Annotated in this window: 28 protein-coding genes and 2 pseudogenes; 2 read left to right on the plus strand and 28 right to left on the minus strand. The window is 50.2% G+C overall.

Annotation, left to right across the window (positions count from 1 at the left end; all coding sequences use genetic code 11):
• Nucleotides 1-20: 20 nt before the first annotated feature.
• The 17 genes and pseudogenes from OGM81_02680 to OGM81_02760 all read right to left on the minus strand — a co-directional run bounded on the left by OGM81_02680 (nucleotide 21) and on the right by OGM81_02760 (nucleotide 13,829).
• Nucleotides 21-149, minus strand: a pseudogene (locus OGM81_02680) (Maff2 family protein).
• 235 nt (nucleotides 150-384) lie between these two features.
• Nucleotides 385-1,218, minus strand: a pseudogene (locus OGM81_02685) (TraG/TraD/VirD4 family protein).
• A gap of 41 nt (nucleotides 1,219-1,259) precedes the next feature.
• Nucleotides 1,260-1,418, minus strand: a complete 159-nt coding sequence (locus OGM81_02690) for a transposon-encoded TnpW family protein (protein UYJ44066.1) — start codon at nucleotides 1,416-1,418, stop codon at nucleotides 1,260-1,262.
• 142 nt (nucleotides 1,419-1,560) lie between these two features.
• Nucleotides 1,561-3,432, minus strand: a complete 1,872-nt coding sequence (locus tag OGM81_02695; protein ID UYJ44067.1) for an AAA family ATPase — start codon at nucleotides 3,430-3,432, stop codon at nucleotides 1,561-1,563.
• 11 nt (nucleotides 3,433-3,443) lie between these two features.
• Entirely contained in the window at nucleotides 3,444-3,746 is a 303-nt protein-coding gene (locus tag OGM81_02700; protein ID UYJ44068.1) for a hypothetical protein, read from the minus strand.
• Complete coding sequence (locus OGM81_02705) at nucleotides 3,743-5,239, minus strand: MobA/MobL family protein (protein ID UYJ44069.1); 1,497 nt, start codon at nucleotides 5,237-5,239, stop codon at nucleotides 3,743-3,745. The genes OGM81_02700 and OGM81_02705 overlap by 4 nt, the downstream gene beginning before the upstream one ends.
• Nucleotides 5,205-5,564, minus strand: a complete 360-nt coding sequence (locus tag OGM81_02710) for a DUF3847 domain-containing protein (protein UYJ44070.1) — start codon at nucleotides 5,562-5,564, stop codon at nucleotides 5,205-5,207. The genes OGM81_02705 and OGM81_02710 overlap by 35 nt, the downstream gene beginning before the upstream one ends.
• Nucleotides 5,565-5,608: 44 nt before the next feature.
• Nucleotides 5,609-5,794 (minus strand): hypothetical protein, encoded by a 186-nt coding sequence (locus OGM81_02715; protein UYJ44071.1) that lies wholly within the window; start codon nucleotides 5,792-5,794, stop codon nucleotides 5,609-5,611.
• A 119-nt stretch (nucleotides 5,795-5,913) separates the two neighbouring features.
• Nucleotides 5,914-6,432 (minus strand): ClbS/DfsB family four-helix bundle protein, encoded by a 519-nt coding sequence (locus OGM81_02720; GenBank protein UYJ44072.1) that lies wholly within the window; start codon nucleotides 6,430-6,432, stop codon nucleotides 5,914-5,916.
• Nucleotides 6,433-6,568: 136 nt separating this feature from the next.
• Nucleotides 6,569-6,913 (minus strand): TnpV protein, encoded by a 345-nt coding sequence (locus OGM81_02725; protein UYJ44073.1) that lies wholly within the window; start codon nucleotides 6,911-6,913, stop codon nucleotides 6,569-6,571.
• Complete coding sequence (locus tag OGM81_02730; GenBank protein ID UYJ44957.1) at nucleotides 6,910-9,849, minus strand: DUF4368 domain-containing protein; 2,940 nt, start codon at nucleotides 9,847-9,849, stop codon at nucleotides 6,910-6,912. The genes OGM81_02725 and OGM81_02730 overlap by 4 nt, the downstream gene beginning before the upstream one ends.
• Before the next feature lie 98 nt (nucleotides 9,850-9,947).
• Nucleotides 9,948-10,445 (minus strand): PcfB family protein, encoded by a 498-nt coding sequence (locus tag OGM81_02735; protein ID UYJ44074.1) that lies wholly within the window; start codon nucleotides 10,443-10,445, stop codon nucleotides 9,948-9,950.
• A gap of 31 nt (nucleotides 10,446-10,476) precedes the next feature.
• Nucleotides 10,477-10,662, minus strand: coding sequence for a hypothetical protein (locus OGM81_02740; GenBank protein UYJ44075.1), 186 nt, complete (start codon nucleotides 10,660-10,662; stop codon nucleotides 10,477-10,479).
• Between the two features lie 4 nt (nucleotides 10,663-10,666).
• Nucleotides 10,667-11,329, minus strand: a complete 663-nt coding sequence (locus tag OGM81_02745; protein UYJ44076.1) for a phage antirepressor KilAC domain-containing protein — start codon at nucleotides 11,327-11,329, stop codon at nucleotides 10,667-10,669.
• Nucleotides 11,330-11,341: 12 nt separating this feature from the next.
• On the minus strand, nucleotides 11,342-12,223 hold the full coding sequence (locus tag OGM81_02750) for a replication initiator protein A (GenBank protein ID UYJ44077.1): 882 nt from the start codon (nucleotides 12,221-12,223) through the stop codon (nucleotides 11,342-11,344).
• 374 nt (nucleotides 12,224-12,597) lie between these two features.
• A complete protein-coding gene (locus OGM81_02755; protein UYJ44078.1) occupies nucleotides 12,598-13,218 on the minus strand; it encodes a sigma-70 family RNA polymerase sigma factor in 621 nt (206 codons plus the stop codon).
• A 404-nt stretch (nucleotides 13,219-13,622) separates the two neighbouring features.
• Nucleotides 13,623-13,829 (minus strand): hypothetical protein, encoded by a 207-nt coding sequence (locus tag OGM81_02760; GenBank protein UYJ44079.1) that lies wholly within the window; start codon nucleotides 13,827-13,829, stop codon nucleotides 13,623-13,625.
• A gap of 280 nt (nucleotides 13,830-14,109) precedes the next feature.
• On the opposite strand from OGM81_02760, the gene OGM81_02765 reads away from it, so the two are divergent.
• A complete protein-coding gene (locus OGM81_02765; protein UYJ44080.1) occupies nucleotides 14,110-14,511 on the plus strand; it encodes a helix-turn-helix transcriptional regulator in 402 nt (133 codons plus the stop codon).
• A gap of 45 nt (nucleotides 14,512-14,556) precedes the next feature.
• Complete coding sequence (locus OGM81_02770; GenBank protein ID UYJ44081.1) at nucleotides 14,557-15,111, plus strand: hypothetical protein; 555 nt, start codon at nucleotides 14,557-14,559, stop codon at nucleotides 15,109-15,111.
• A gap of 71 nt (nucleotides 15,112-15,182) precedes the next feature.
• Here the strand turns inward: OGM81_02770 and OGM81_02775 are convergent, their stop codons facing one another.
• The 11 genes from OGM81_02775 to OGM81_02825 form a co-directional block, all read right to left on the minus strand.
• A complete protein-coding gene (locus tag OGM81_02775; protein ID UYJ44082.1) occupies nucleotides 15,183-15,509 on the minus strand; it encodes a hypothetical protein in 327 nt (108 codons plus the stop codon).
• 67 nt (nucleotides 15,510-15,576) lie between these two features.
• Nucleotides 15,577-16,572, minus strand: coding sequence for a hypothetical protein (locus tag OGM81_02780; protein ID UYJ44083.1), 996 nt, complete (start codon nucleotides 16,570-16,572; stop codon nucleotides 15,577-15,579).
• A 182-nt stretch (nucleotides 16,573-16,754) separates the two neighbouring features.
• A complete protein-coding gene (locus OGM81_02785; GenBank protein UYJ44084.1) occupies nucleotides 16,755-18,428 on the minus strand; it encodes a phospho-sugar mutase in 1,674 nt (557 codons plus the stop codon).
• 5 nt (nucleotides 18,429-18,433) lie between these two features.
• On the minus strand, nucleotides 18,434-19,420 hold the full coding sequence (locus tag OGM81_02790; GenBank protein ID UYJ44085.1) for a class I mannose-6-phosphate isomerase: 987 nt from the start codon (nucleotides 19,418-19,420) through the stop codon (nucleotides 18,434-18,436).
• Between the two features lie 19 nt (nucleotides 19,421-19,439).
• On the minus strand, nucleotides 19,440-20,756 hold the full coding sequence (locus tag OGM81_02795) for a sugar phosphate nucleotidyltransferase (protein ID UYJ44086.1): 1,317 nt from the start codon (nucleotides 20,754-20,756) through the stop codon (nucleotides 19,440-19,442).
• Nucleotides 20,757-21,010: 254 nt separating this feature from the next.
• Entirely contained in the window at nucleotides 21,011-21,955 is a 945-nt protein-coding gene (locus tag OGM81_02800; protein ID UYJ44087.1) for a GDP-L-fucose synthase, read from the minus strand.
• 14 nt (nucleotides 21,956-21,969) lie between these two features.
• On the minus strand, nucleotides 21,970-23,058 hold the full coding sequence (locus OGM81_02805; protein UYJ44088.1) for a hypothetical protein: 1,089 nt from the start codon (nucleotides 23,056-23,058) through the stop codon (nucleotides 21,970-21,972).
• On the minus strand, nucleotides 23,058-24,104 hold the full coding sequence (gmd, locus tag OGM81_02810) for a GDP-mannose 4,6-dehydratase (GenBank protein UYJ44089.1): 1,047 nt from the start codon (nucleotides 24,102-24,104) through the stop codon (nucleotides 23,058-23,060). Before gmd ends, OGM81_02805 begins: the two co-directional genes overlap by 1 nt.
• 379 nt (nucleotides 24,105-24,483) lie before the next feature.
• A complete protein-coding gene (locus OGM81_02815) occupies nucleotides 24,484-24,807 on the minus strand; it encodes a hypothetical protein (GenBank protein ID UYJ44090.1) in 324 nt (107 codons plus the stop codon).
• A gap of 240 nt (nucleotides 24,808-25,047) precedes the next feature.
• Nucleotides 25,048-25,566: a dTDP-4-dehydrorhamnose 3,5-epimerase gene (locus tag OGM81_02820; protein ID UYJ44091.1), complete on the minus strand. Its 519-nt coding sequence runs from the start codon at nucleotides 25,564-25,566 to the stop codon at nucleotides 25,048-25,050.
• Between the two features lie 70 nt (nucleotides 25,567-25,636).
• On the minus strand, nucleotides 25,637-26,500 hold the full coding sequence (locus OGM81_02825; GenBank protein ID UYJ44092.1) for an AraC family transcriptional regulator: 864 nt from the start codon (nucleotides 26,498-26,500) through the stop codon (nucleotides 25,637-25,639).
• Nucleotides 26,501-26,504 lie beyond the last annotated feature (4 nt).

Here is a 26,504-nt window from a genome sequence, read left to right on the forward strand (position 1 = left end):
GTGTTACTTTACCGCACATGAGCATTTGCGCCAGGGTTATCGTTTCCGTACCCTTCCATGAGGTTCACAACGCCCCAAACGCCAAGGCCCGCGCCGATGGCAACAACGAGAGTCTGCAGAACGGTAATAGCCTGATTGAAGAATTCCATAGTCGTTTTTCGCCAGATTGCAGCATTAAGAAAAAGCACGATTCCAAAAGAAAAACAGGCTGGCACATCTTCGGTGCTTCCTGCTCCTGCAATTCTGGCTTCTCCTTTCATTTTCATAAAAAATCAGTCTTTTGGAATCGCAAAATGTAGAGATCAGTCGGACAAGTCACCTGCCATGGGGTCTGCCCGGACAGGCGGGCGAGCATACTTGTTTCGGATAAGCACCTCCTATTTTTTATGCGGTTGCTTCTTCGGTTGCTGGGGTCAAATCCACTTCATAGCAATCAAATTCTTCATCCATCCGTAGCCTGAGTTCGTGCTTCAGATAGCGTTCTACATCGAAAGCATTCTTCTTATCAAAGTCCGAAAGCTCCTTGTACCGCTTATGCTTGGTAATGTCGAATTTGTCGCTCAGGAATGGCCTGACTCCGCGCAGCTGCAGGATGCACTTACTGCCATCCATGACAGAAAGCTCGTCCCGGCTCATAAGCTCCTTTCCGGTCTTTTGGTAGGTTGTACCAAAGGATGGGCTTTGACCGCGTGTGTCGGATGTGTTATATAGGTCGATTGTTTCTTTTCCCAGCGTTTCGGAAATTTCTTTGAGCGTCGAACTTTCCTTGCCGCCGAGGAATAGCATGGTATCGCAGTTGCCGATGATGGTTTCTGCGGCATCCTTGTAGATGGTTTTCAACTGGCTCTGCGATTGCAGGATGATGGATGCCGAAATCTCGCGGCTGCGGATGGTGGCGATCAGCTTATCAAACTTCGGGATCAGACCGATGTTTGCGAACTCATCGAGCAGCAGCCGTACATGATACTTTAGCTGACCTCCGCATTGATCGTCCGCACGGTCACAAAGCAGATTGAAAAGCTGGGTGTACATAATGGACACCACGAAATTGAACGTATCGTCCGTGTCGGAGATGATAACGAACAAGGCCGTGCGGCGATCTCCCAGCAAATCCAGTTCCATTTCATCGTAAGCCATAAGGTCACGCAGCTCCGCAATGTCAAATGGGGCTAATCTGGCACCGCAGGAAATAAGAATCGACTTAGCCGTTTTGCCAGAGACGAAAAGTCAAGGACTTTTTCATCAAATTCAAAAAGAAGTTACATTTTGCGGACTTCCTCACGGAGCAGACGCTTGATTTTGTCCTCCATCGTCTCTTTTGCGGTCTGGCTGAAATGCACACGGACGATATAGGTTGTCTTTCCGATCTGCTTTCTGACAGTCGGGCAAGGGGCGGTGTTGGTTGCGGTATTGTTCATTCAAAATCCTCCTGTAAATGAAAAATGCCCGGTGACTGTTCATCATCGGGCGATGTCGGTATGAGGGAACAAGGCAAGGCGGCAACATTAAGGTATCTATAAAAACCTTGCCGTCTTTGCCACGCTTGCCGTGTTCCTGTTGTCAGTCTCGGAGATAGCAGACCCATACTGTGCCGTCTTTCTCGGTCACAAGCCTGTCCCCGATACGGCTCTTTGCCGTTCTCATGGTGCGTGAGGAAATCCCACGCTCATTGACCGTCTTTTCCAGCTCTGCACTTGGCATACGCTTTCCATCTGCCAGCAGTTCCAGAATGAGCATTTGCGCTTGTGCGGTCTTGCTCTCGGTCTTGGCGGTGTCTGTCCCGGCAAGAAGCTCGTCAGCGGTAATGTCATAAGCTCCTATCCATTCAAAGCCTTTCTCGTCTCCCAGAGAAAAGGCAAGGGACTGTCCGGGCGGCGCAAGGGAGCTTTTCTCATGGATAAGCACCCTCGTTGTGGGGCTGTCCTTCAGCTTGCCGATAAAAAGCAGACTGCGGACTGCCGCCGTAATGTCGATAGACCCTAATCCCCGATAGGTGCTTTGCGTTCCTGCGGCTTTGTTCAGGTGTCCGATCAGCACGATAGCGCATCCGGTAGCCTGTGCAATGTCTCCCAGACTACGGAAGATGGGACGGACTTCATTTGCCCGGTTCATGTCCACATCTGCGCCCAGAAACGCCTGCATCGGGTCAATGATAACCAGCCTTGCGTTGTTCTCTCGGATTGCTCTTGCGATGCGCTCATCAGCAAGGGTCAGCGGCGTGTCTCTATCGTCAATAACAAGCACTCGTTCAAGGTCTGCGTCAGCTTCCATCAGCCGGGGCTTAACGGTATCGCCCAGACCGTCCTCGGCGGTCTGATAGATGATATTGAAAGGCTCAAGTGTCTCCATACCGGGTAAGGGCTTTCGGTTGGTGCAAGCCGCCGCAAGACGCATGGCAAAGTAGGTCTTGCCCTCGCCGGGGTTGCCCTGTATGATGGTCAGCTTTCCAAAGGGGATATAGGGAAACCATAGCCATTCCACGCTCGTCAGCTCCACATCTGCCATGCGGAGCATGGGAACAGGCTGGGCGGTGGGCAGCTCTCGCAGCGTGATTGTTTCGGCTATGAATTTGTGGCTCGGAATGTCCTTTTGCCGACGGAGAACATCGTTCCAGTCTTTCCTTGCCGGGACAAGGCGAATGACGGCGATCTCGCTGGGAATGGACTGTGCCAGTCGGGTACAGGCTTCGCTTCCTGCGGTGTCGCTGTCAAGGCAGAGGAACACTTTTTGGGTGTCCTTGCGTTCAGAAAGAAAACGGTCAAGAGCCTTGCCCGAAACGCCGCCCAGGGCAAGATAATTTCTTTTCTGCCAGTCCTGCGGATAAAGGCAGATGAATGATAACAGGTCAATCGGTGCTTCAAAGACAAAGAGCTGATTGCCGTTTCCCTCATAGCGGAACGGATAGGACTTGTCAGCCCCGGCAATGTCCTGTCTGAATGGGTCTGCCGTTCCTCGCACATGGGCGTATCTCGGCGTACCGCTTCGGTCTCTGCCGACAAACACAACATTGTGCCGCTTTGCGTCCTCGTAAATATCCCCGGAAAGAAGAAAAGTCTCAACAAGCGTTTTGTTGAGACCTCGGCTTTCGCAAAGATATTGAATTGCTCTGTCGGCTGTTCTGTTGTGCAAGGGCAAGTGGAACGCTGTGGGCGGTGCTGTGGTGGCTTCGGTCTGTCCCTCGCCGTTTTCGCCTGTCAACATCTGGACAGCTTCGGGAAAGGACTTGCCGTAAAACTCCATGACGAAATCAATGGGATAGCCGCCCTTGCTCTGGCTGTGGCGAAACCACTTGTTTCCCCGGACGGTCAGGCTGTCATGTTCTTTCCAGCGGTATTCCCGTCCGCTTTTGATAAGCGTCTCTCCCTGTGTGCGGAGAAAATCTTCCAGACTGACGGCGTTTGCCCGGTCAATCTGCGCTTGGGTGTACTGCATGGGCGTCCTCCTTACTTCTTGAAAACAGCGCATCGTCTGCAAATGCCATGCTCACGCTCGTCCAGCGTGTAGGGGCAGTTCGCACATTCCTCGCCGTACTGTCTCATGATAACAGGCAGATAGCCCAGCTCCTGCAACATATCATTCTGGCGGTCGGTGAGGGTGGCTTCAAAGGCAAGGCATTTCCGGGTGTGTTCGTCCAGCTCGATCAGGTCGGAAAGCGGTCTGCCATCGGTCAAAGCTTCTCCGCTCAAAAGGCGTTTTGCCGTTCTGCGGATGGGGTTGTACTCGTTCTTCCAGTCGTATTTTTTCATCGTGTCATATCCTCCTTTTTGTGTCGTGTTTGGGGTCGATTTTGGAGCATTTGTTCCTCTGTACGCTCGTTAAATCGGGCGGCAGTATCTACACACGACTTGACCTTCCAAAGACGGTGTAAATCGTCTCTGACGGTCTTAAACTCGCCGTAGGTGGTGTTGTGCGCCAGTTCCAGCTCGTCATACTCTTCGGTCAGCTTTTTCATATCCACCTTGCCGTCCGGGAACTCTCCGGTCAGCTTGCGTCTGGCGGCGTAGAACTGTTTCAGTTCCGCTTCATGCTCTGCCTTGTACTTGGCTCTGGGCTTCTCAAACTTGATTTTCTGCAAGCCGTCATAGACAGGCTTCAAGCTCTGGAAAGCAGCGGAGCTGTCATAGAGCTGCTTAATTGCTTTCATTCGGGCGGTCTGTTCGTCCAGCGTTTTCTTCAAGCTCTCTGTGGCAGCACTGTGTTCGCTGACACGGCTTTCCAAATCTTCAAGGGAGTAAATGCCGTTTGCCCGGAGATAATTGAAAGTCTCGTTCATCTCCTTTAGATTGCTGACCTTGCCTTTCTGCGAATACGCCCCGGCTCTGCGCTGGGTGTAATAGGCGTTCAGCAGAGAAACAAGGTCGGGGGCCTGCGGCTTGGCAAGCTCTGCTTTTGCTTCGGCAATCCAATCGAACAGGAGAGCGATTTTCTTCTTGATGTCCCGGATAACGGCATTGGTTGCCTTGATCCAGCGGTTGAACTCGCCCTTTTCGGTGCGTATGCCTTTCTTCTCCATTGCCCGGACGGTTGCGCCCTCGTGGACGGTGGGAAGAAGCTCCACGCCCTGACGCTCATAGCTTCGGTGGTCGATACGAACGTCAAGCTCCTTTTCCGCAAACTTGGCGTTGCATAGCTCCGCCCATGTCTGCCGCCAGTATTCCAGCGTTTCGGGACTGCCCCAGTCGGTAGTGGGAACGGCGTTGAAAACAAACTCGCCGTTCTGGTCTCGGATACGGTTGCCGTCCTCGTCCAGCTCATACACCCGGCGTTGCTTTAGTCCCCATTTGCCGTTCTGATCGATGGGGCGGATAGGGCAAAGCACATGAAAATGCGGGTTTGGTATGCCGCCGTCCTCCCGGTCTGGCTGGTGTACGGCGAAGTCAACCACCATGCCACGGCTCACAAAGTTCTCCAACAAAAATTGCCTTGCAAGAGCGATGTTTTCCTCAAGGGAAAATTCATTCTGCAAGGCAATGTCAAAGCTGTATGCAAGCTGGGCGTTCTTTCCACGCTCGGCTTTTTCCACGGCGTTCCATAGGGTCTGGCGGTCTGCGTATTCTGGCGGTGCATGGGACGGCAGGAGAATGTCGGAGCAGATCACGCCGCCCTTGCGGGTGTAGTCGCTGTATTCGCCGTAATACTCGCTATACAATCGCTCCCCGGCACGGTAGGCGGCAGAAGCAATAGCGGACTGTCCTGCGCTTCGCTTAGTCTGCGTGACGCTCAGATGAAATAGTGCCATCGGCTTTCAACTCCTTTTCTCTGTTCGCTTGACTGATATGGGTAATCGCCATGTGACGGACGGCTCGCTGGACTTCGGACAGGGAAAAGATGTGTTCCATCAGCTCTGTCATTTCGGTGCGTGTGAGATCTTTGACCTCTGGGGCAAGGCTCTCAATCGTGCCGCCCAGATTGCAAAGGCGGTGGGTGCGCTTGGTGCGTTCGCCTTTCTCCAGATACTTCTTTCTGTTCTCCAGACGCTCCAGCTTGTGCTGTTCCTGTGCAAGCTGCGTCTCAGCTCGTTCCTTTTCGGCTCGGAGCTGGTCGAGGGTTTTCGGTTTTGTCATTGGGATTGACCTCCTTTTTTGATTTTGGGGATAAAAAAAGACCGTCAACTTTTCGCATAGTGCGACCAGTCAACGGTCAGTTTTTCGGTATTCAGTTTTTCAAACTTGCTGGCGGCGAACAGCATTTTATGCTGTTTGCGGACGGCAAGTCCACAGGGGATAGCCGCATTAGCGGCGCAAGGGGGTGTAGCCACCTTGACGGAACGAAGTGACGCAACATTCTCGGTCATGCAGTTTTCTTCTGCTGACCGGGAATGAAGCTCCGCAGGACGCACTACTCTCGATAGGAGAGTATAGAAGTGCGCCCTTTAGTTCCTAAAGGGATTTTATCAGTTCGCCAAACTGGAAGTTATAGTGCAATCTTTTTCCATTTTCTAATCTTGGTTCTAAAGGTTCCGAACGGAGCAACTGTATTAACATGTATGAATTTGTATACTTCCCAGACAGCTGTTTTAGTTGCTTCGTCAGCCCATTTTCTCATATGTGGTTTAAATAATTCTTCATCACTCAGAGAATCAATCATTGCATAAATAGAGTTGATATTCTCATTCAATCTGTCTTTCAATTCTTGCAGTGACAGCTGAGCATATGTATCTGTGAACCATTGATATAATTCGCCAAGCTGATTCCACTTAAAATTATCCGAAGGAGTTTTGACAGGAATACCCTTTCTTTCGTCTGATTCCCATTTAATAACAAGAGTTGTCCAGCCAACCTGATAAGCAAGATTTTCTGCCGGAGTTCGATCGATCTCATCAATTCTCTTATCTTTTAAATGCTCCGGAATATCATTAAATTCTGAAATATATTTTGCAAAGCTTTTATTTATCTCGTTTTTAAGTTCGTCTTTATTCTCATATGTTCTCAATAGTCTATCTCCTCAGCTTCCGATTTGTTGCTCACTTTTCGTATTCAAATTATACCATAAAACTTGTGAACATTTCTACCGCAACTTTGGACTATATGAGAAAAGTCCGAACAGTTTTCTGCCCGGACTTCCTCGCTCAATCGTAAATCAATTCCGCTTTCACAATCTCCTCTGCCTGTGCCTTGCAAGCGTTCATCTGCCGCACCCATTCCATTTGGTTTTCGGCTTTCAGCCTTTCGGTCACGCCGTACTGCTTTGCCAGTTGCGGCACGATCAGCTCCATTCGGTTTTGTGCCGCTTCGTCAATCTCGGCGCAATGCTCAAAGAGCCTATCGGATAGCACCAGCTCATTGAACAGTATCGGGCGGTGCATTTCCAGATACGCCTTGCGGAGTCTGCCGTAGTGTCCGAGGGGCTTTGTCTTGCGGATAATGATGTTCGGGATAAGATAATCACCGTTCTGTGTGTAAGTGATATTCATGCTGTTTGTACTCCTTTCATCGGCTCTCTCTGCGGTAAACTGCTGACGGGAACGAACACTCCCTTTGCAATGTCCTCCGCACGAATGGCGGCTTTCTTGGCTTCGATTTCTGCCTTTTTTCTCCCCTTGATTTTGTCCTCGTATCGCTTCTGCGCTCCGCTGGCTTTCCGCTTCAAGTAGTTCTGATGAAGCCTGTCCTTGCGTTCCTCACGCTTGCGGATTTCCTCTAATTCTTCCGGGGTCAGCTCCACTTCTCCAAACGCCGGGGGAACGAATCGCCCAACAAAATTGAAGTAAATCTCGACCTCCTGTGTGGTCTGTATACTGCCTTTGCGGTCACGCTCATGCACAAGGATTTTCTCGATAAACTCGTTGAGCATGGCAATGGTCAGCTTGTCGAAGTTCTCGTACTTGTCAATCAGAGCGATAAAACGATCAGCGTCCTTTTCGTGCTTCTCATAGCTCTTGACAGCCTTTTCCAGAGTAGAGATTTCGGCGGTAAGCTCGGACTGTTCCTTTTCGTATTGAGCGTCCAGAGTGGCGTATCTGCTGTCGGACAGCTTTCCTAAAATGTTGTCCTCATAGATTTTACAGAGCAGGACTTCCAGCTCGGACACTCTCTGCTTTGCGGTGGCAAGGCGTATCCGCTGTTTCTTAACCTCTGCTGTCTGCTGGCTGGACTGCGCTTCCTGCACCACACGGACAAACTCGGCTCGGTCATGCTTCGCATACTCGGCAATGGCTTTGAGCATTTCAGAGACAAGGGACAGTACCACATCTTCATTGATACGGTGCTGTGTCGTGCAGAGCTTTCCAACTGGGACTTTGCTGTATTGGGAACAGGTATATTGAGAAATACGCTTGCCGTTGTTGGTACGGTGGACATACATCTTGCCGCCGCAATCGGCACAATAAAGCAAGCCTGTGAGGGGAGCTGCTTCGCCCCAGCCGTCCGGGTAGCGTCTGACATTCCCACGGATTTTCTGCACAAGGTCAAAGGTCTGCTGGTCAATGATAGGCTCATGGGTATTCTCGAAAATTGTCCATTCGTCCTCCGGGACATAATGGCTTTTCTTGTCCTTGAAGTGCTTTCGGGTCTTGAAATTGATGGTGTGTCCCAGATATTCACGCTTTTCAAGAATGTTGCAGATGGTGGAAGAACCCCAGCCGTACACATCTTTGAAAGTCTTGTTTTTGTTCACGCCCTCGCCGTGTTGGGCAAGGTAAGCAGACGGAATAAGCACCTTTTCCGATTTCAGTTTGCTGGCGATCTGATACGGACCGTAGCCGTCAATCGTCATGGCAAAGATGCGCTTGACCACATCAGCGGCTTCGGGGTCAACCAACCATTGGTCTCTGGCTTCGTTCCAGAGATAGCCGTAAATGACCGTGCCTGTGAGGTGCTTGCCGGACTTGCCTTTTGACTGGAAAGTGGAACGGATTTTACGGCTGGTGTCTCTGGCGTAATACTCGTTCATAATGTTGCGGAAAGGGGTAAAATCATCGTCCCCTCTGGCACTGTCCACGCCGTCATTGATGGCGATAAGGCGAACGTCACGCTGACGCAGGATTTCCATAATCTGACCGACTTTCAGATAGTCACGACCCATGCGACTCATGTCCTTGATACACAGGTACTCCACATTCCCGGCTTCAACCTCTTTCATCATTGCCAAAAATCCGGGGCGGTCAAAGCAGGTGCCGCTAATGCCATCGTCTGTGAAATGGACAATGTTTGTAAAGCCCTGCCGTGCGGCGAACTCCTCCAACATAGCTTTTTGATTGGAAATGGAATTGCTCTCACGCTGTTGGTCATCATCTTTGCCAAAGTCATCACGGCTCAGTCGTTCGTACAGAGCAGTGATTTTCTCGTTTTTTCTCATAACTTGCGCTCCTTTCTTCGGTTTTAGGTTGTGTGTTCTAAGAGACTTCCCAACCGCTTGATTAAGAAGTCTTTTAGAGCATACAACACCGGCAGCCAGCTTGTATTTCTTATACTGACGGACTGCAAAATGTTCCGGCTTCTTCTGTTCCAGTTCCTCAAACAGTTCATCCACAGGATTCTTAAATTCTTCATCATCCTCGCGGGCTTCGCTGGCGTTGATGAACTCCAGCAAGGTGGAGAAGTTCTGCTCCTCCTCCGGGGCCTCATACCAGATATAGCCGATCAATGCACAGTAGAGCAGCCGTTCCGCTTTGATCCAGAAATCTTCGCCGGACTTCTCGCCATCCCCCTTTGTGTTGGCGATAATTGTATTGACCAGTTTCAGAATATCCTTTTCGCTGCGGATGTAATGGAACGGATTGTATCGCATGGATTTTTTGAAGTTGATGGTGTTCAGGACTTTGATTTTATACCCGGCATCCGAGAGCATCTTTCCGCACTCGATAATGATTGTACCCTTGGGATCGGTTAGGACATAGCTTACCTTTTGGGGCATTTGCATCAGATTGGGCTTAACGTAGAATCGGGTCTTGCCGCTGCCGCTGCCGCCGATCACAATGACGTTTTTATTGCGAGCGTACTTCGGATGCTTTGGTCTACCACTCATCATCAGCCGTTCGGTCTGTGTGAGGATGACGTTGTTCTCGAATACCGGGTCAATAAAAGGTTCGATGTCCTTCTGGTTGCCCCATCGGGCAGAGCCATATTCTTCGCCTTGCCGATACTTCTTCGCGTTCTTCCCTTTGAAGTAGATTACTGCTTTCAGCGCAGCTGCGCCGACCAGCCCCACCATCAGGTCGAACGGGTGAAAACTGGGTAAGACACTTTTGTAGGCCAGGCCAAAGTTCATAAAAAGAACCATGAGCCTGTCCACCACGGAATCGCCATTGCAATGACGGTAGAGCCATGCGGCTTTTTCCACCATGTAAAAGGCGATGATGTACGGAAAATTCAGCAGGATCAGCTTTTTCATATCCGCTGACTGCACCATCTTGCTGAACTCTGCAGCCAGTTTTTTGCCCCATGCCGTCCCGCCCGTCTGGTTGGACGGTGCTTTGCGCGGCAGGCGGGCAGGTTTTTTCAGATTCTTCATCGTGTCGGTTCCTGCTCCCTCTTTTTTTCTTTCTTGAGCTGACGGTGATTGGAAAGTTCCTCTTTCACCTTTTCCAGCTTCTGACGCACCGATTCGCGTTTCTGCTTTTTCAGCGTTTCACTGGTGTATTCCTTAAAGGCGGCGGTCATAACATCCACATCCTTGGCCTTAAAAAAGACCAGATATTCGCTTTTTCCCTCCTGTTCCACCTTTTTCAGACTATAATCAATGCCATATTTCCGGGCCACCCGGTCGAAGGATTTGATATTATTGTCCGTAACCACGATGTTCGTGATCTGCGCGCCGCTCTTTTGCAGGCTCTTGATGCTCTGCCGACCTGTTTTCTTACATTGGCTTTTTTCTCCTTTCCCACACTGCTTTTTCTTGTCCATTTCTGCCAGCAACTTTATCAGGGCTGCTTTCAAAATCTGTGCAGTGATTTTTCCTCCTTTGATGCACAGCGAAATGGTTTTCTCGTTGACTTCTTCCTGCACGGCTGTTCACCTCCCATCTATCGCCGCTGCATCAGGGGCGGACTGCCCCGGCCGCAGGCGGCGCGGTATCTCCCAGCACCGAGCGGAACTTCTTACGGCACTGGTGCAGCAGATAGCCGCACTCCCATTTGTGGCGGCAGTGCTTGCAGGGATGGCCGCTGTCCGTTCCCGGACGCTGGCGCATCATGCGTTCAAACGGATTATCGGTAAAATTCATAGGCTTAACCTCCCTGTTCAGCCAGCGGCAGCACACCGCGCCGCTTCAACGTATGGTAAAGGAACTTCCGGCCTTTCTGCGTCCATGCCGTGTGCAGCTTTTCCACCTCGGAGCCATCGCTGCGCTGGAGCCGGAACGTCAGGCTGGACGTATAGCCCTTCCCGTGGTGTTCCGAATACAGCACCCACTGGCCGTTGACCCGGTACTGGATGCCGTGCAGATGCAGCAGCCGATTGAACACCTTTGCTCCGCAGCCGTACTCTTTGGCGATCTGCGTGGTCGTAACCAGCGAATCCGAATCAATCAACTGCGCTTCGTAGCTGCTCCGGCGCGGCGGCTTCTTATGCAGCAGGCCAAGCAGTGTATCCCAGTCAAACGGCTGCGGACGATACGCCGCGCCGACTGCCGTGTGATGCAGCTTACAGAGCTTCTTTGCCATGTCCTGCGTAATACGGTAGTCTTTCACATACCGCTGGACCGTGCGCCCGCCCTCGTCCTGCAGCCGGACACGGGGCATATACTCGTAGTCGCGGTCCTCGATGAAACTATACTGGCACATACGCGGGAACCACTTGCGGAAATCGCTGCGAATGTGCATCTGGTCATACAGATCACGCGCCCACAGCGTAGAGGGCAGCGTGTCCATACTCATGAATACGATGTTCATGGGGTTGTCCTCCTAGTTTTTATCTACTCTGCCGCCCCAACCAAATTCATGCCGAACCTGTGCGGAATAATAGCTATCCACGGTCACAGGTGCGTTATAGAGTGTTGCCAGCAGGTATTGCTTGATGTTCCGAATCTGAGTGCTGTTTTCTTTTAAGCACTCCAATATGTACTGGATATGCGAGGAATCCAGCTTCATCAGGCGGCTTTTCACCACCTCTTTCGGCTTTTCTTCCCCGCAAATGCGCAGGAACTTCTTTCTGCTGGTGACGGTTTCCACCAGCAGTTCCAGAATCTCATACAGGACCGCTTTATCTGCCGGATAGCCCTGTTCCAGAATTTCCAGTTCCAGAACATTCTTGAAATAGCGGCGGTACTGTTCTTCTTCCTGCAGTTCAGCCGGATAGATAAGATCAGTCTCACTATTATCTGTCTTATTTATCTTCTCAGTATTACTTCCGTTTGATTTTGGAACTCCCGGAAGTTCGGTTTTCAAACCGTCGGAAGTATGATTTTCATACTTCCAGTAGTTCGATTGTGAAAGCCCCGCATAAAGGTCTTTCACATACAGCAGATTGGGTTTGCCAAGTCCTTGTCTGCGCCGCTCGATAAGCTGAAACTCCTGTTCCAGTTCATCCAGCAGTTTGACTGCCTTTTGTCTGGCACAATGAATAGAGTCCATGACTTCCTCTATCGTGCAGATAATGTAGGCGTTGCCGTGCTTGTCCTGCCAGCCGTTCTTAATGGAAAGGCTCATACGGTCAAGCAACACAGCATACAGCAGTTTGGCATCCCCAGACATCTTCTGGAACAGATCAGCCTTGACCAGTGCTTTCGGCACACGGTAAAAGCTGTATCGGTCTGCTTCCAGACCTTTGAAATACGGGTACTCCATGTAAATTCATCACCCCCTTATCGGATTGGATTTGCACTATTGGAAATAACAGTACATTCCTACGGTGGAACACGTTTCCTTGCTCCACCGCAGTGTATCTGCTGTTATTTGAGCTTTGCCATTCCGCCCCAGCCCGTTCCTGCCCCATATTTCAGCGGCGTTTTCTCTGGTAAGACGCGCAGGATGCACATTCAGTGCCAGAAGTATCTCTCTGGGATGGCTTATTCAGTTGTCAAAGAACTTTTGTGAGGGCTTGTTGTATAACCCTTACACCTATAGCATTCTGAAAGGGGTGTTTGGCAACCACTTTTTCAAATTTTCTCAAAAAAAATTTGCCGCAGGGATTTTTAAGTCCCTACGGCAGTTTTTCTATATTATGTATAAGTGCAACGGATGCGGTGAAGCCCCTTTTTGATTCCCTTTGTCACATATTGATGTGATACTCCCATCTCAGCAGCAATTTCCCGGTGCGTCATTCCCTCAATATAGTGGCGACAAATCATTTCCCACTGGTGCTTTTTCAGCAGTTCGCTTGCCTTTCTCAAAAATTCTTTATTCAACACAAAATCCATAACATTTATACGCGGATCTTCCATTTCATTGTTATACTCCGGATTCACATCCGCCGCATACGAAAAAGTTTCACTTTCCCGTGCTTCAAGATTACGCACAAGTCGATCCTCTCCCTCCAGCACAAGACGAATATGCCATTCCATATCCTCAAAATGGTTATGTGGAATTGTCTGATGCTCATTTCCCTGCGATTCATAGTAGTAGTGTGTACAGTTATGAAGTGCAAACACCGTATATCTTTCGTGTGCATGGTAGGAAACATATCCATTTTTATAGACGACTACTTCCGCATGGTTCTCCATCTGTTTTCGGAGAATCACTTCTATACCATCTTCCAATATCTTCTTCAAACCCGGCACTCGCTTAAATTCACTTGCAACAGGAACCATCTTCTTCAGTTCTTTCAAAGTAATAAAATTCATTTTAACCACCTTCCTGCCTTTCGGCAACAGGTGAGTCTTCTATGAAAGAACAGCAGAAATGACCTCAGACCCACCCGTTTTTTTTTTGAACGGGGAGCCTAAGCTCCATTCGATTAAAATTATGCCTATACCTATAGCATTCTAAATAAGGGTTTTGGCAACCACTTTTTTCAAAAAACTTTCAAATAAAAAAGCCGAAACAGGATGAACTACTTGCAGGCGCACTACTGCGCTGCATTCGCTCATTCTGTTCCGGCCTATATCACATATTGCTACGGTATCGCTCTAAACAAACAGATATTATATTGTAGACCCAAAAGAACGTCTGGTGGAGCTGGTCGGCTAACCAGGTGCCGCCTAAGATTCCACCTCTGCGCTTTCAGTGTCCGATGAAGCACTCTGCTTCAGGCTTCTTTCCGTTGGTTCTCTGCTGTAAAAAATTCGATACTCTTCACGGGAAGGCCGTGAATACATTCCACCAGAGATTCAGCAGAAATATAATCTTCACAGCCACCACGCTTGATCTGAAGCATATTCTTTCCATCAACGACACTGCGATTCCCGATCCGCAGCCCCTTTGGGGTGCGGATTTCATGTTCTCCGTTGCTCATCTTCTCACGGCCTCCTTTGTGTTGGTTTGAGTTTCTTTTTTCTATTCAATTTCACCTTTTGAACTTCCGCTCTTTTTTCACCTTTTTCAGCTTGCATATTCACATTTTTTACGGTATAATAATCCAAAAGATGATAGAATATAGCATATATTATAAGCAAGTCGTGTCGCCGTGTCAAGAGGAAAATGTGAAAATTTGTTGCATCTTCAAGGTTGAATATTTACAAATTCCATTGCACATTGTTACAACACGATAACTACTCCATAGAAAGGTTGCAAACATGAAATTTGGAGAGAAAGTTCGCGATCTACGAAAGAAACATTCTTTAACACAGGACGAATTGGCACAATGTCTGGGTATCAACAAACGAACGATCATCGGATGGGAGCGTGATGGCCGCTATCCTCGCAGCATTGAAATGCTTGAAAAGATGGCCGATATATTCCATGTACCTCTGACCTATTTACAGCCAGATCAGTCTTTATTTATTGAACGCGCCGCCGAAGCCTACGGAAAAAAGGGCAAAATAGAAGCCCAGCATCTCGCATTCGAGCTTACTGAGCTATTTGCCAGCGGAGATTTGACCCCGCAGGATATGGACGGCATCATGTATGAAATGCACAAAGCCTATTTTAAGTACCGAGAACAAAAACGAGAAAAGGAACGAATAATGAACCTGTGAACCACTGTTCTATTCACTATGCCATCCCCGGAAGGAGATCACATTATGGATTCTGCGTTTATTCACCAAGCTACCAACGAACTTGTCCAAACTGCCGGAACTCGCAACATCAAACAGATCGCGCGCAGTTGCAGTCTGGACATCAGTGAAACATCCCGCATTAAAGATATGTTGGGTTTGCTTTCACTCTATTTTGATAAGCCTTTGATCCTTATCAATCGCCAGCTGGACAAACAGACAAAGCAGATGGTGTGCGGCTATGCGCTAGGACATTATCTGGAGCATCAGCTGCTCATGGACTTGCATACCCTGAACAAGTTTCTGACCATTAAGGATAAGCACATCCTTCTTTACGAGCATAACGCTTTCACATCCCACCTGATGCTGGACAGTGATGAAGTCTATCAAATGACAAAGCGTGGGTTGGACGCTGCTCAGATTGCCGCTGCTAAGGGAATCCACCTCAATCTGGTGCTGGTGAAGCTGCTGGAACTGCATCATCTGGGGTACAATCTGCGTCACTACCACGCCCAACATCATGCGTTTATCAAACAGTTCCATCTTCCGGCACATTTTCAGTTTGATGTTGCCGCTGGATAAACTTATATTCTTATAACTCTAAAACCCGTAATGAACGGCGCGTTATGCCTGTCCATCACGGGTTTTTCGTGTTATTTCAGTTTTGCGAGGATTTCATCAGCACTCATGCCTTCGGCAAGCAGCTTTTTCAGAACGGATTCCGCTTCTGTCTTTTTTGCTTCTTCTGCAGCTTTGGCATCGGCAGCAGCTTTCTTAGCCTCCAACTTTGCTAACTCTTTCTGGGCAGACTTAAGAGCAGTTTTCTTATCTTTCAGATCAGCTTTCAGAGTGTCGATGTTGGCGACGGTGGAATCGATTTCTGAAGTGAGGGAAGCAATAGATTCCTGCTTTTCTGCAATCTGGGATGTAAAATCAGTAGTGAGTTTGGGACGATTTTTGCTGCCTTTCGTTCTAGACATGGTGAGCGACCTCATTTCTGTAGTAAATTTGATTTAAGTATAGCACTGTGAGATGATAAGAGCAATATCAGCTCAGGCGAACTCCTCCATTATTCTCTAAAAATGTATATACTACATCCGTTTTATTCTTTAACGGAATATAAATGCTGATGGACTTAAAGTAATTTCTAATAGCCAGTTCTCTTCTATCCTTGCTATGCGACATAAGTAGTGTGTAGTTTTCTGTTTCTAGCCCACGGTCATTTACTTTAATATTGTTATTATCACTTTCGCTCATCTTTTTTTGTTTAAGCAATTTTTGCCATCTTCGAAGTATCTCGTTGTCTACCCCAATTTTATCGGCGGCCAGTTTGTCATAATAAGTAATAATCCTGATTAAAATATCATAGAAGCCCACTACTCCACGCAATTTGAGTTTGAATGGTTCATCCTTAACAGTAACAATCATCTGCGGTACTTCTTTTAGTCCACAGTCCTCTTTGGCTAATGTCGCTATCACAGAGTAATTATCTGCCGCAACTTTTGAAAACACTTTATCTCCGTGAGCCAAACAGTTCCGACAACTCTTAAAGTACTTATAAATCAACCGGAGATTATCGCAATATGTGCTACGCCCTGTAATTTTAAAGCATCCTTTTATTTGAGACGTCGGCTCATTTTTGAGTTCCGTTTCAAAGGAAAGAAACTCTCCTTTTTTCATATCTGAAGCAATATCCTTTTTCTTTCTATTTGACACCAAGGTCAATACGCTACAAACAAAGTCATCAACCCATGCGTCGAATATCGCTGTCGCATTAATTAGTAAAATTTCTGATATGAATTCTTCTTCCTGCTCCCATGTATAACCATGTGCGATTCGTTCTAAATTTAATCCGTGTATATACAACCCTTTAACTACCGCACTCTTGGCCGCATTATTATTTTCTCCAGGATTGTTGACAAAAAACTCTGTTGCATCTTGCCTCAAATTCCACAATCCTGCATCTAAGGCCCACACCATATCAAATGTTTTCGTGATTTCCTGACATGCAGACTGACTTGCTTCAAAAAAAGAACTAGCCATTTTATTACCTCAGTCTTAATCAACAACCCCGCTGCACCTTAGCCACAGTACTCTTACTGTGTTGCCTGCTGCCCACCACGGAGAGGTGTGCAAAGTTTCGAGCAGCAATGGGAGCTCACGCTCCCAGTATATCACAAGTTCATTTTTAAATCATCCTTGTGATGAAAAATTATCTGATTGCGTTACTTCAGGTACTCTTCCGCACTCTTGCAGATTTCTGCTTCCACCTTCTCGGCGGCTTCCTTATTCTCTGCACTGACAGAAATATAGGTCTTGAGCTTCGGCTCGGTGCCGGAGGGACGCACCACAATAGAGCAGTTGTCTTCCAGCAGGAACTTGAGCACATCGGACTTGGGCAGACCATCCAGACCCGGTGCGTAGTCCAGCAGTTTGACGACCTTTTTGCCGCCGAACACCTTGATATCACCACGGAATGCCTGCATAATGCTCTGCATCTTGGCAAAACCGGCGCTGCCGTCGAACTCGTAGCTGTGCAGAGTGTTCAGGCAGTAGCCGTATGTCTTGTACAGTTCATCCAGCTTGTCCAGCAGGCTGATACCCTGCGTCGCATAGTAGCTGAACATCTCGCAGATCATGTACGCACCGTCCACACCATCCTTATCGCGGACGTAGGAGCCGGTCAGATAGCCATAGCTCTCCTCAAAGCCGAACACATAGCTGTCTGCCTTGCCCTGCTGTTCCAGTTTTCCAATCTGCTCACCGATGAACTTGAAGCCGGTCAGCACATTGATGGTACGCAGGCCGTAATGAGTAGCGATCTGCTCGCCCATGTCCATCGTCACGATGGTCTTGACCATGACCGGGTCGGCAGGCATCTTGCCGTGCTTGACGCGCTGGCTGCAAATATAGTCCAGCAGCAGCATACCCGTCTGGTTGCCGGTCAGCAGCTCGTACTCCCCTGCCTTGTTCTTGACAGCGATACCCACACGGTCACAGTCGGGGTCGGTGGCCAGCAGCAGGTCGGCGTTGCACTTCTTGGCATACTCCATGCCCAGTGCCATGGCTTCCTTGATCTCCGGGTTGGGATACGGGCAGGTCGGGAAGTTACCGTCCGGCTGCTCCTGCTCTTTGACCACGGTGATGTTGGTGTAGCCCGTCTCCTTCAAGGTGTGAGTCACAGGCTTCAGGCCGGTGCCGTTCAACGGGCTGTACACGATGGCCACATCCTTGTTGACGGTCTCGCCAAAGAGAACAGACTGGCTCTTGACCTGCTCCACAAAGGCAGTGTAGACCTCGTCCGGGATGTACCGGATGCTGCCCTCTGCCACGCCTACTTCAAAATCGCTGGTCTTGACGTCGGCAAAGATGTCCAGCTTCTCGATCTCAGCCAGAATTTCCGCAGCGGCCTCGGTGGTAATCTGGCAGCCGTCAGCGCCGTAGACCTTATAGCCGTTGTACTTGCTGGGATTGTGGGAAGCCGTCACCATGACACCCGCAGAGGTGTGCAGATAGCGGGTCGCAAAGGACACGGTAGGAACCGGCATCAGGACAGTCCAGATGTTGACCTTGACGCCATTCGCTGCAAACACACCGGCGGCGACTTTTGCAAACACATCGCTCTTGATGCGGCTGTCGTAACCGATGGCCACAGACGGCGTTTCAAAGTTCTTTTTCAAATAGTCTGCCAGACCCTGAGAAGCCTTTGCCACGGTATAGATGTTCATGCGGTTGGTGCCTGCGCCGATGACGCCGCGCAGACCGCCCGTGCCAAAGGCAAGGTCACGGTAAAAAGCGTCCTCGATTTTGGCGTCATCCAGCGTTTTCAGTTCCGCCACTACATCGGCATCTGCGGTGGCGTTTGCCAGCCAGCGCTCATATTCTTTTTTGATATCCATATTGTTTACCCTCTTACATCGAGAAATTGTGCCTGTCCATGTATCGTCAGTGTCTCGGAATCTGCCGGGACAAAGATGCAGTCTCCCTTATAGAACAAGATGCTGCCATCCTCATAGGAGATCGTGCCGCAGCCGTTGACGCAGAGCAACACCCGGAAGGCGATTTCATCCGCGCGGTAGTGCACCTTCTGCCGCCGCTCGGTGTTGACGATCATCCGGTACACCTCAAAATACTTGCAGCGGGTCAGCAGCTCAGAGGCAACGCCCTGCCGGTATTTCAACACACGGAGCGGTTGCTTCGGCTCTGCGCTGCCTTTCAGATTCGCTACATCCAATGCCTTTTCGATGTGCAGCTCCCGCTTTTTGCCGTCCTTGCCCACACGGTCATAATCGTACAGGCGGTAGGTCAGGTTGGAGTTTTCCTGAATTTCGGCCACCAGTGCACCGGCTCCGATGGCATGGATAGTACCTGCCTCAATAAAAAACAGGTCGTCCTTCTTGACCGGGACCCACTGCAAGTCCTTCATCAGGGTTCCTTTGGCAATGACATCCCGCATCTGCTGTTCGGTGCGCTCCCGTTTCAGGCCATACACGAGCTTTGCATCCCGTCCGGCATCCAGCACATACCACATCTCGGTCTTGCCAAGCTGGCCGTTTTCGTGCTCCTGTGCGTAGGCGTCGGTGGGATGCACCTGCACCGACAGATCCTTCTTGGCATCGATGAATTTGATAAGGATCGGCAGCGCATTCTTTCCCTTATGGCGCTCGCCCAGATACTCCGGGTGAGTTCTCAGCACCGCTGCCAATTCCTGTCCATCAAAGGCCCCGCCTACCACATAGCTGGGGCCATCGGGGTGCGTGGAGCACTCCCATGTCTCTGCCAGCGGAGTCAGGTCGATGTTTTTTTCAAATTCATCATTTAAACGACTGCCGCCCCAAAGATAATCCTTGCCGGACGGCCGGAGCAAAAGAGGCTTATTCTTGTTTTGCATAACTGCCTCCTGCGGTGTCTCAATATTCCAGTTCGAACTTCTGCTTGTCGTGGACGTCGATGGCTTCGCCCAGCTGCACTTCGATGAGCTTCAGCTCGGTCTCGGCGATGATGGTGTGGCGGCAGCCTGCGGACATGGTGATGACGTCGCCCGCCTTCACATTCTGCTCCATGCCGTCCACAATGGTCTTGCCCTCGCCGGCAATGACCGTCCAGACCTCGTCCCGGTGCTGATGGCTGTGGTAGTTCATCTGATGGCCTGCATTCAGGGTCACTTTGATGGTCATGGAAGCCTTATCGATGTCGATGACCTTAAAGCTGCCCCACGATTTTTCGGCAAACATGACACGATGGTCGAGCGTGTTAACATAGGGCTTGATGTAACTGGACTGCTCCTTATCCGAGACCAGAATGCCCTCCGGGCTGGCAGAGACCACCACATCCTTCAGACCCATGCAGAGGATGGGCACATCCAGCTCATTGACCACATGGACGTTCTCGCACTTCTCATTGAACAGTGCCTCGCCGATCGCGTGACTGTCCATTGCCTCGGTCAAAGTGTTCCAAGTACCGAGGTCTTTCCAAGTGCCTGCAAAGCGCATGACCTCGATCTCCGACTCATGCTCCACCACAGCATAGTCGAAGCTGATTTTGTTCAGGGTATCATATTTATTGAACAGATCATCGTAGTCTACAAAATCAATGAGCTCGTGGGCGCGGTTCAGCACATAGCCCAACTTGAAGGCGAACACACCGCCGTTCCAGAGCGCACCCTTTGCAATGTAATCCTTTGCCACTTCCTGCGTCGGCTTTTCCTTGAACATGGATACCTTGCTGACCTGCTCTTTGCCGATGGGGATGATATAGCCGTATTTCTCGCTGGGATAAGTCGGTTCAATGCCCATCAGGACCAGATTCGCGCTGCTGACGGCGGCACGGTCGCCCAGCGCTTTCAGCGCCTCAAAGTAGTCGTTCTCCACGTAGGGGTCTACCGGACAGACGACCACGGATTCTTCCTCGCCGACGCCCTGCACATCCTTCAGGTAGGCTGCTGCCAGTGCGATGGCCGGAAAAGTATCCCGGCGGCAAGGCTCCACGCTGATGCCCACTTCCTCGCCCAGCTGATTGTGGATGGCCGAAACCTGCGATTTAGAAGTAGCAATGGTGACCGTTGCATCGGTATCGACCGCCTTGATCTGACGGTAGACACGCTGCACCATGGATTCCAGCTCGCCGTCTTCCCGGTGGAAGATCTTGATAAACTGTTTGGAACGGATATCGTTGGAAAGCGGCCACAGACGCTGGCCGGAACCGCCGGACAATAACACCAGATTCATAATTTTTCTCCTGTCGTCCATGGTGTATCTGAAAAGTCGAAAATTTAGTCTATTTCTACAAGCACAGCTGGATTTTGCGTTAAACGGCCTTGAAATCCACAAAGGATTCCTGCGGCCATTTGCCTTAAATCCCGCTTGTGCTTGCGAAATATTCGTCATTTTCTTTGTTTTCAGATACACCTTAGCAAAAAGGGCCGTGGCCCTGCACGGACACACGACCCTTTCAAATCGTTTATTTATTTTAGCTTTTGCGTTTAGCGCTCTGCACGCATCGGGTTGTTCAGGAAGTCCTCGTAGGACAAGCGCAGGCCGTCCTCCAGCTCGGTCTTGTAGCTCCAGCCCAGATTGGTGGCCTTGGACACATCCAGCAGCTTGCGGGGAGTGCCGTTGGGCTTGGTGGTATCCCACTTGATCTCACCGGTGTAGCCCACGACCTTGGCAACCAGCTCGGTCAGCTCCTTGATGGTCAGCTCCTTGCCGGTACCGGCGTTGACGGTCTCATTGCCGGAGTAGTTGTTCATCAGGAAGACGCACAGGTTTGCCAGATCGTCCACATACAGGAACTCACGCAGCGGAGAACCATCACCCCAGCAGGTAACGCTGGGCAGATTCTGCTCCTTGGCCTCATGGAAGCGGCGGATCAGTGCCGGGACCACATGGCTGTGGGTCGGGTGATAGTTGTCGTTGGGGCCATAGAGGTTGGTGGGCATGACGCTGATGTAGTCGGTGCCGTACTGGCGGTTCAGGAACTCGCAGTACTTCAGACCGGAGATCTTTGCCAGTGCATAGGCCTCGTTGGTCTTTTCCAGCTCACTGGTCAGCAGGCAGCTTTCCTTCATGGGCTGAGGAGCCATGCGGGGGTAGATGCAGGAGGAGCCGAGGAACTCCAGCTTCTTGCAGCCGTTCTTCCAAGCCGAGTGGATGGCGTTCATCTCCAGCGTCATGTTGTCATACATGAAGTCGGCCAAGGCCTCCTGATTGGCCACGATGCCGCCGACCTTGGCAGCAGCAAGGAACACATACTCCGGCTTCTCCTGTGCGAAGAACTCTTCCACAGCATCCTGACGGGTCAGGTCCAGCTCCTTGTGGGTGCGGGTGATGATATTGGTGTAGCCCTGACGCTGCAGCTCACGGACGATTGCAGAGCCCACCATGCCGCGATGACCTGCAACATAAATCTTAGCATTCTTTTCCATCATAATAAGACGCTCCTTTATTCAGTCAGCGTCAGCAGCTTTGAAACGATTCCGGCCGCTGCGTTGTGATATTCCGGCACTGCCGGATAGGTGATCTGTTTCATTTGTTCGAGCAAGTCTGACATTTCCGTCAGCTGCTCGTAGGTGACTTTTATCGCCAGCTTTTTCTGTTCCAGTAAACGGATGGTCGTGCGATCTTCCAACACGCTGTCACGCGCAAACAGAGCCATTGGCTTTTGCGCCAGCAGGCATTCGGCCACCGTGCCCCAGCCCGCCTTGGTGATCACGTAGTCTGCGGCTGCCACATAGTCCTGCGTGTGCAGCGTTGAATAGGGAATCACCGTCACATTGCTTCCCGTCAGCGGAACGCCCTCTGTGACGTAGAAATGAGCCTCCACGCCTTCTACCGAGACAGGCTGTGTGAACTGTGCCGACATTCCCAAGGCCACAAACACGATCGGGCAGGTATGGTGCGCACGAATCACCTGAATTTCGTCCGGGTGGAAGGGGCGCGCCACCAGTGAAGCTTCGCTCAACTCTGCCTGAGACAGAAATTCCAGCATTTCCGGGTTGTGCAGCGCATAAAGCATCCCGTACCGTATCTTCCGGTACTCTGCGGCATACGCTTTCCAGATGTGTTCCGGCAAAAACTCCCGGTACAGCTCCGTCCATGTGAAATTTCCCACATAGAGCATCGGCACACCGGCCTGCTCACAGGCTGAAATCGACCAAAGCGGCATATCGCAAAGGGCAGCGGCAATCTCCTGTTGATGCAGCCATTCTGCCTCCCGTTTTGCCCGTTTTGGCAGTTCAGCCAGATACTGCTCACAGGCATCGGTCAGTGCAACCGTATCGACCAGCAGCGTGCCTTGCTGAAGGATCAATCCAATGTCGGTATGTTCTGCACGATACCGGATACGGGAGAACTGCTCCGGGGTAAGGAGCTCCAGCAGATTGGCTTTTGCAAATTCCAGATGCCGCTTCCCGCACACCACATAAACATACGCATCGATTCTGCGCACCGCTTCTGCGATCAGCGGAATATTCCGGGCGATATGCCCGAAGCCGTGATCCGACAGGTAAAAGCAGAGATTCTTTGCCTGCATCAGATGTTCTTCAGGGCCTTTTCGCGCTTTGCACGCTCACGGTCGTGCTTGGCCATGATCTCCACCAGCTGCTCGTAAGTAGTGGACTGCGGATTCCAGCCCAGAACGGTCTTTGCCTTGGTGGGGTCGCCCCACAGGTTGTCCACATCGGTGGGACGGAACCACTGAGGATTCACGCAGACCAGCATCTTGCCGGTAGCTGCATCATAGCCCTTCTCGTCGATGCCGGTGCCCTCCCAGCGGATGGTGATGCCGTTGGCGGCGAAAGCCTTCTCGGTGAAGTCGCGGACGGTGTGCTGCACACCGGTAGCAATGACGAAGTCTTCCGGCTTATCCTGCTGCATGATCAGCCACATGCACTCGACATAATCCTTGGCGTAACCCCAGTCGCGCAGGGAGTCCATGTTGCCCAGCTCCAGATGATCCTGCAGACCCTCGGCGATACGGCCGGCAGCCAGCGTGATCTTACGGGTGACAAAGTTCTCGCCACGGCGCTCAGACTCATGGTTGAACAGGATGCCGTTGACAGCGAACATGCCGTAAGCATCGCGGTACTCCTTGACCATCCAGAAGCCGTACTGCTTGGCCACGGCATACGGAGAGTAGGGGTGGAACGGGGTGGTCTCGCGCTGGGGAACCTCCTCGACCTTGCCGTACAGCTCAGAGGTAGAAGCCTGATACACCTTGCAGGTCTTGGTCAGGCCGCAAACGCGGACAGCCTCCAGCACGCGCAGAACGCCCAGTGCGTCCACATCGCCGGAGTACTCGGGGGCGTCGAAGGAAACCTGAACATGGCTCTGTGCAGCCAGATTGTAGATCTCATCGGGCTTGATCTCGCCCACCAGACGGATCAAACCGGAGGAATCGGACAGGTCACCGTCGTGCAGGGTGATAGCGTTCTTCTCGATCAGGTGGTCGATACGGGCGGTGTTGGAGATGGAAGCGCGGCGGACGATGCCGTGGACCTCATAGCCCTTCTCCAGCAGAAACTCTGCCAGATAAGAGCCGTCCTGACCGGTGATGCCAGTGATAAGTGCTTTTTTCATGTGTTTTATTCCTCTCCGAAAAATGATCTATCTTTTGATGAATTTAGTATAATTTTATCGTACAATTATATTTTATAGGTTAGAGTGCCTTCTCTAAAGGGCAAAAGCAGTGTTCTATTAGCACAATATTGGTTTTTGGTGCTCATGAAATATACCTAGCTGTATCCATTCAAGGCATGTGCTGCTCAAAAATCCTTTAAACTTTCCCCTGTGGTACCTCAATCAGCTCAAAACTATAGAACGTCCCATAAATATAGGACACGCCACGGATATCTCCCAGTGCTTTTGGCCGTTCTACCAGCGGCTTTCCTTCCGTCTTTTCAAAAGCAAGCAGTACCGAACTCCACGTCAGGCTCTTACTGCTTTCTCGACGATTGATTCACAGTTCCTTGGTCATTTCTCCATTCCGCCCGGTCTTGATCTTATAGGGAAACGGCAATCCTGATATCGTCTTGAACCGGTATCCTTGAAAAGCTACCACACACTTCCAGAGATGCTGTTCATCATGACTGCTCTGCAACGCTTCAATTGCTTTCTTCCTCTGCCGCATTCGTCGAAGTCCCTCTGCCACAACGCTGGTTTGCTCCCTCTCGCAGTTTTCTCTGAAATACACGCCTTTCTTATAAGGTAAACAAGAAGTCACAGATGCTTTTGACAAATTCAGTTCTGCAGCCGCCGCTTCCAATGCTTCTTTATAAGACATCCCCTGTTTTTCCTCAAAAGAAGCGTTCACCACATCTGCAATTTATAAACACCGGCCGTGATCAATAGCTTTCGCACCTTGATGGGATTGAGAGATAGTGTGTCTGCGATTGTCTGAAGGGAGTTATTTGTATAGAGAGCCACAGCCGCTTCCATCTGCTCCCGTAGGATAACGGATGCATCGTAGCCTGGTTTCAGCGGCTTCCGGCCTGCGCCGGGTTTTCTTGGTTTGTATGGTCTTTTATCTCCCACCGAGCACCTCCAACTTCATAGCATTCCGATCCTTTTCTGAAACAATGTACTCCCCATCAGGCCACGGCTCACCTTCCCAAATAAAATCCGAATCATACCGCACAGTCTTGGCGGCTTTACCGCAGAAATCATTATCTACACACCACTGCATCAAGGTATCATCTTCCAACGTCAGATACCCATGAGCAAAGCCTCGTGGTATATACATCTGCTTCCGGTTTTCAAACGACAACACCGCACTGTATGCGTGACCGAAGGTTTCTCCTGGACGCAGATCCACAGCCACATTGAAGATTGAACCATGTAGGCAGAACACCAGCTTCGCCTGGGCGTGTTCGCCTTCCTGAAAATGCAGACCACGCAGCGTGAACGCTTTCTTGCTGTATCCTTGGTTAATCTGTCGAACAGTAAAATTTATAGATTGGTCGTAAGGCACGGCAAGATATCCTCTGAAGTCTTCAAAGGCTGGGGCTGTGAGTATTATTGGCTTCGTCTGCCTTGTATCCATCGTTGCATCTCTCATTTTGTTTTCGTTTCAAACTATATGCTTTTTAGGAAAACACAGGGTCTCCCCTGTGTCACCACCGTTTCCGATATTCTCTTGGACTGATGCCTTCTACTTTTCGGAACATCCGACTGAAATAATTCGCATCTCTCATGCCGACCGCAGCACCAACTTCATCTACAGTCATATCTGTGAAGCGAAGCAGCTGCTTGGCTCTGGTGATTCGCTTTGAGATCAGATAGTTATTGACCGTTGTTCCGTATGTTTCTCTAAAGATTTTGGACAGGTAGAACTTATTGATAAAGAAGTGCTCAGCCAGATTATCCAGTGCGATTTTCTCCGTATAATGCTCATCCAGATACTCCTTTACAGCTGCCAGTTCCAACCGCTTTCGAGATATCGTCACGCTCTCCGGATGCCAGGACTGCTCCATCAGTAAGGTGAGCAAAATTCCCAGCTTCTCATTGATCCGCATATCTCGAATATAATCGGATGAAGAAGCAAGATCATAAAGTTCCGTAAGTAAATCCGTGAATGGCTTGATATCCTCCGGGTGGAATACGGGGCATCCGCCACGCTCTTTATACTTTTCATATACGGCAGGAAGAGATGGTGCATAGAAGTGACACCACTGGAGCGACCAAAGGTCATCTGAGGTCGAATGGCTGTACGCTTTCCGGCAGTCGATGAACACACAGTCTCTCTCGCTCAGATGATATGTTTGCTCCTCATAGGAGAGTTCTCCCTCGCCAGACAGAACGATAAGGCAAAGGAACGACACTAGATTCTCTCTCTGGGATACATGTGGATGAACAGCCTGCAAAGAACCTACCTCCTGCAGATGGAGCAAGGATGTTCTGGCAAAGGTTGATGGGGTGTAAATGATTCGGGAGGAACTTACGTAAGAAGACTGTGGGTTAAATAGTTCTTGGTTCATTAGC

It is taken from the genome of Oscillospiraceae bacterium (genome assembly GCA_025758045.1).
In the GTDB taxonomy this organism is placed as follows: Bacteria; Bacillota; Clostridia; order Oscillospirales; family Ruminococcaceae; genus Gemmiger.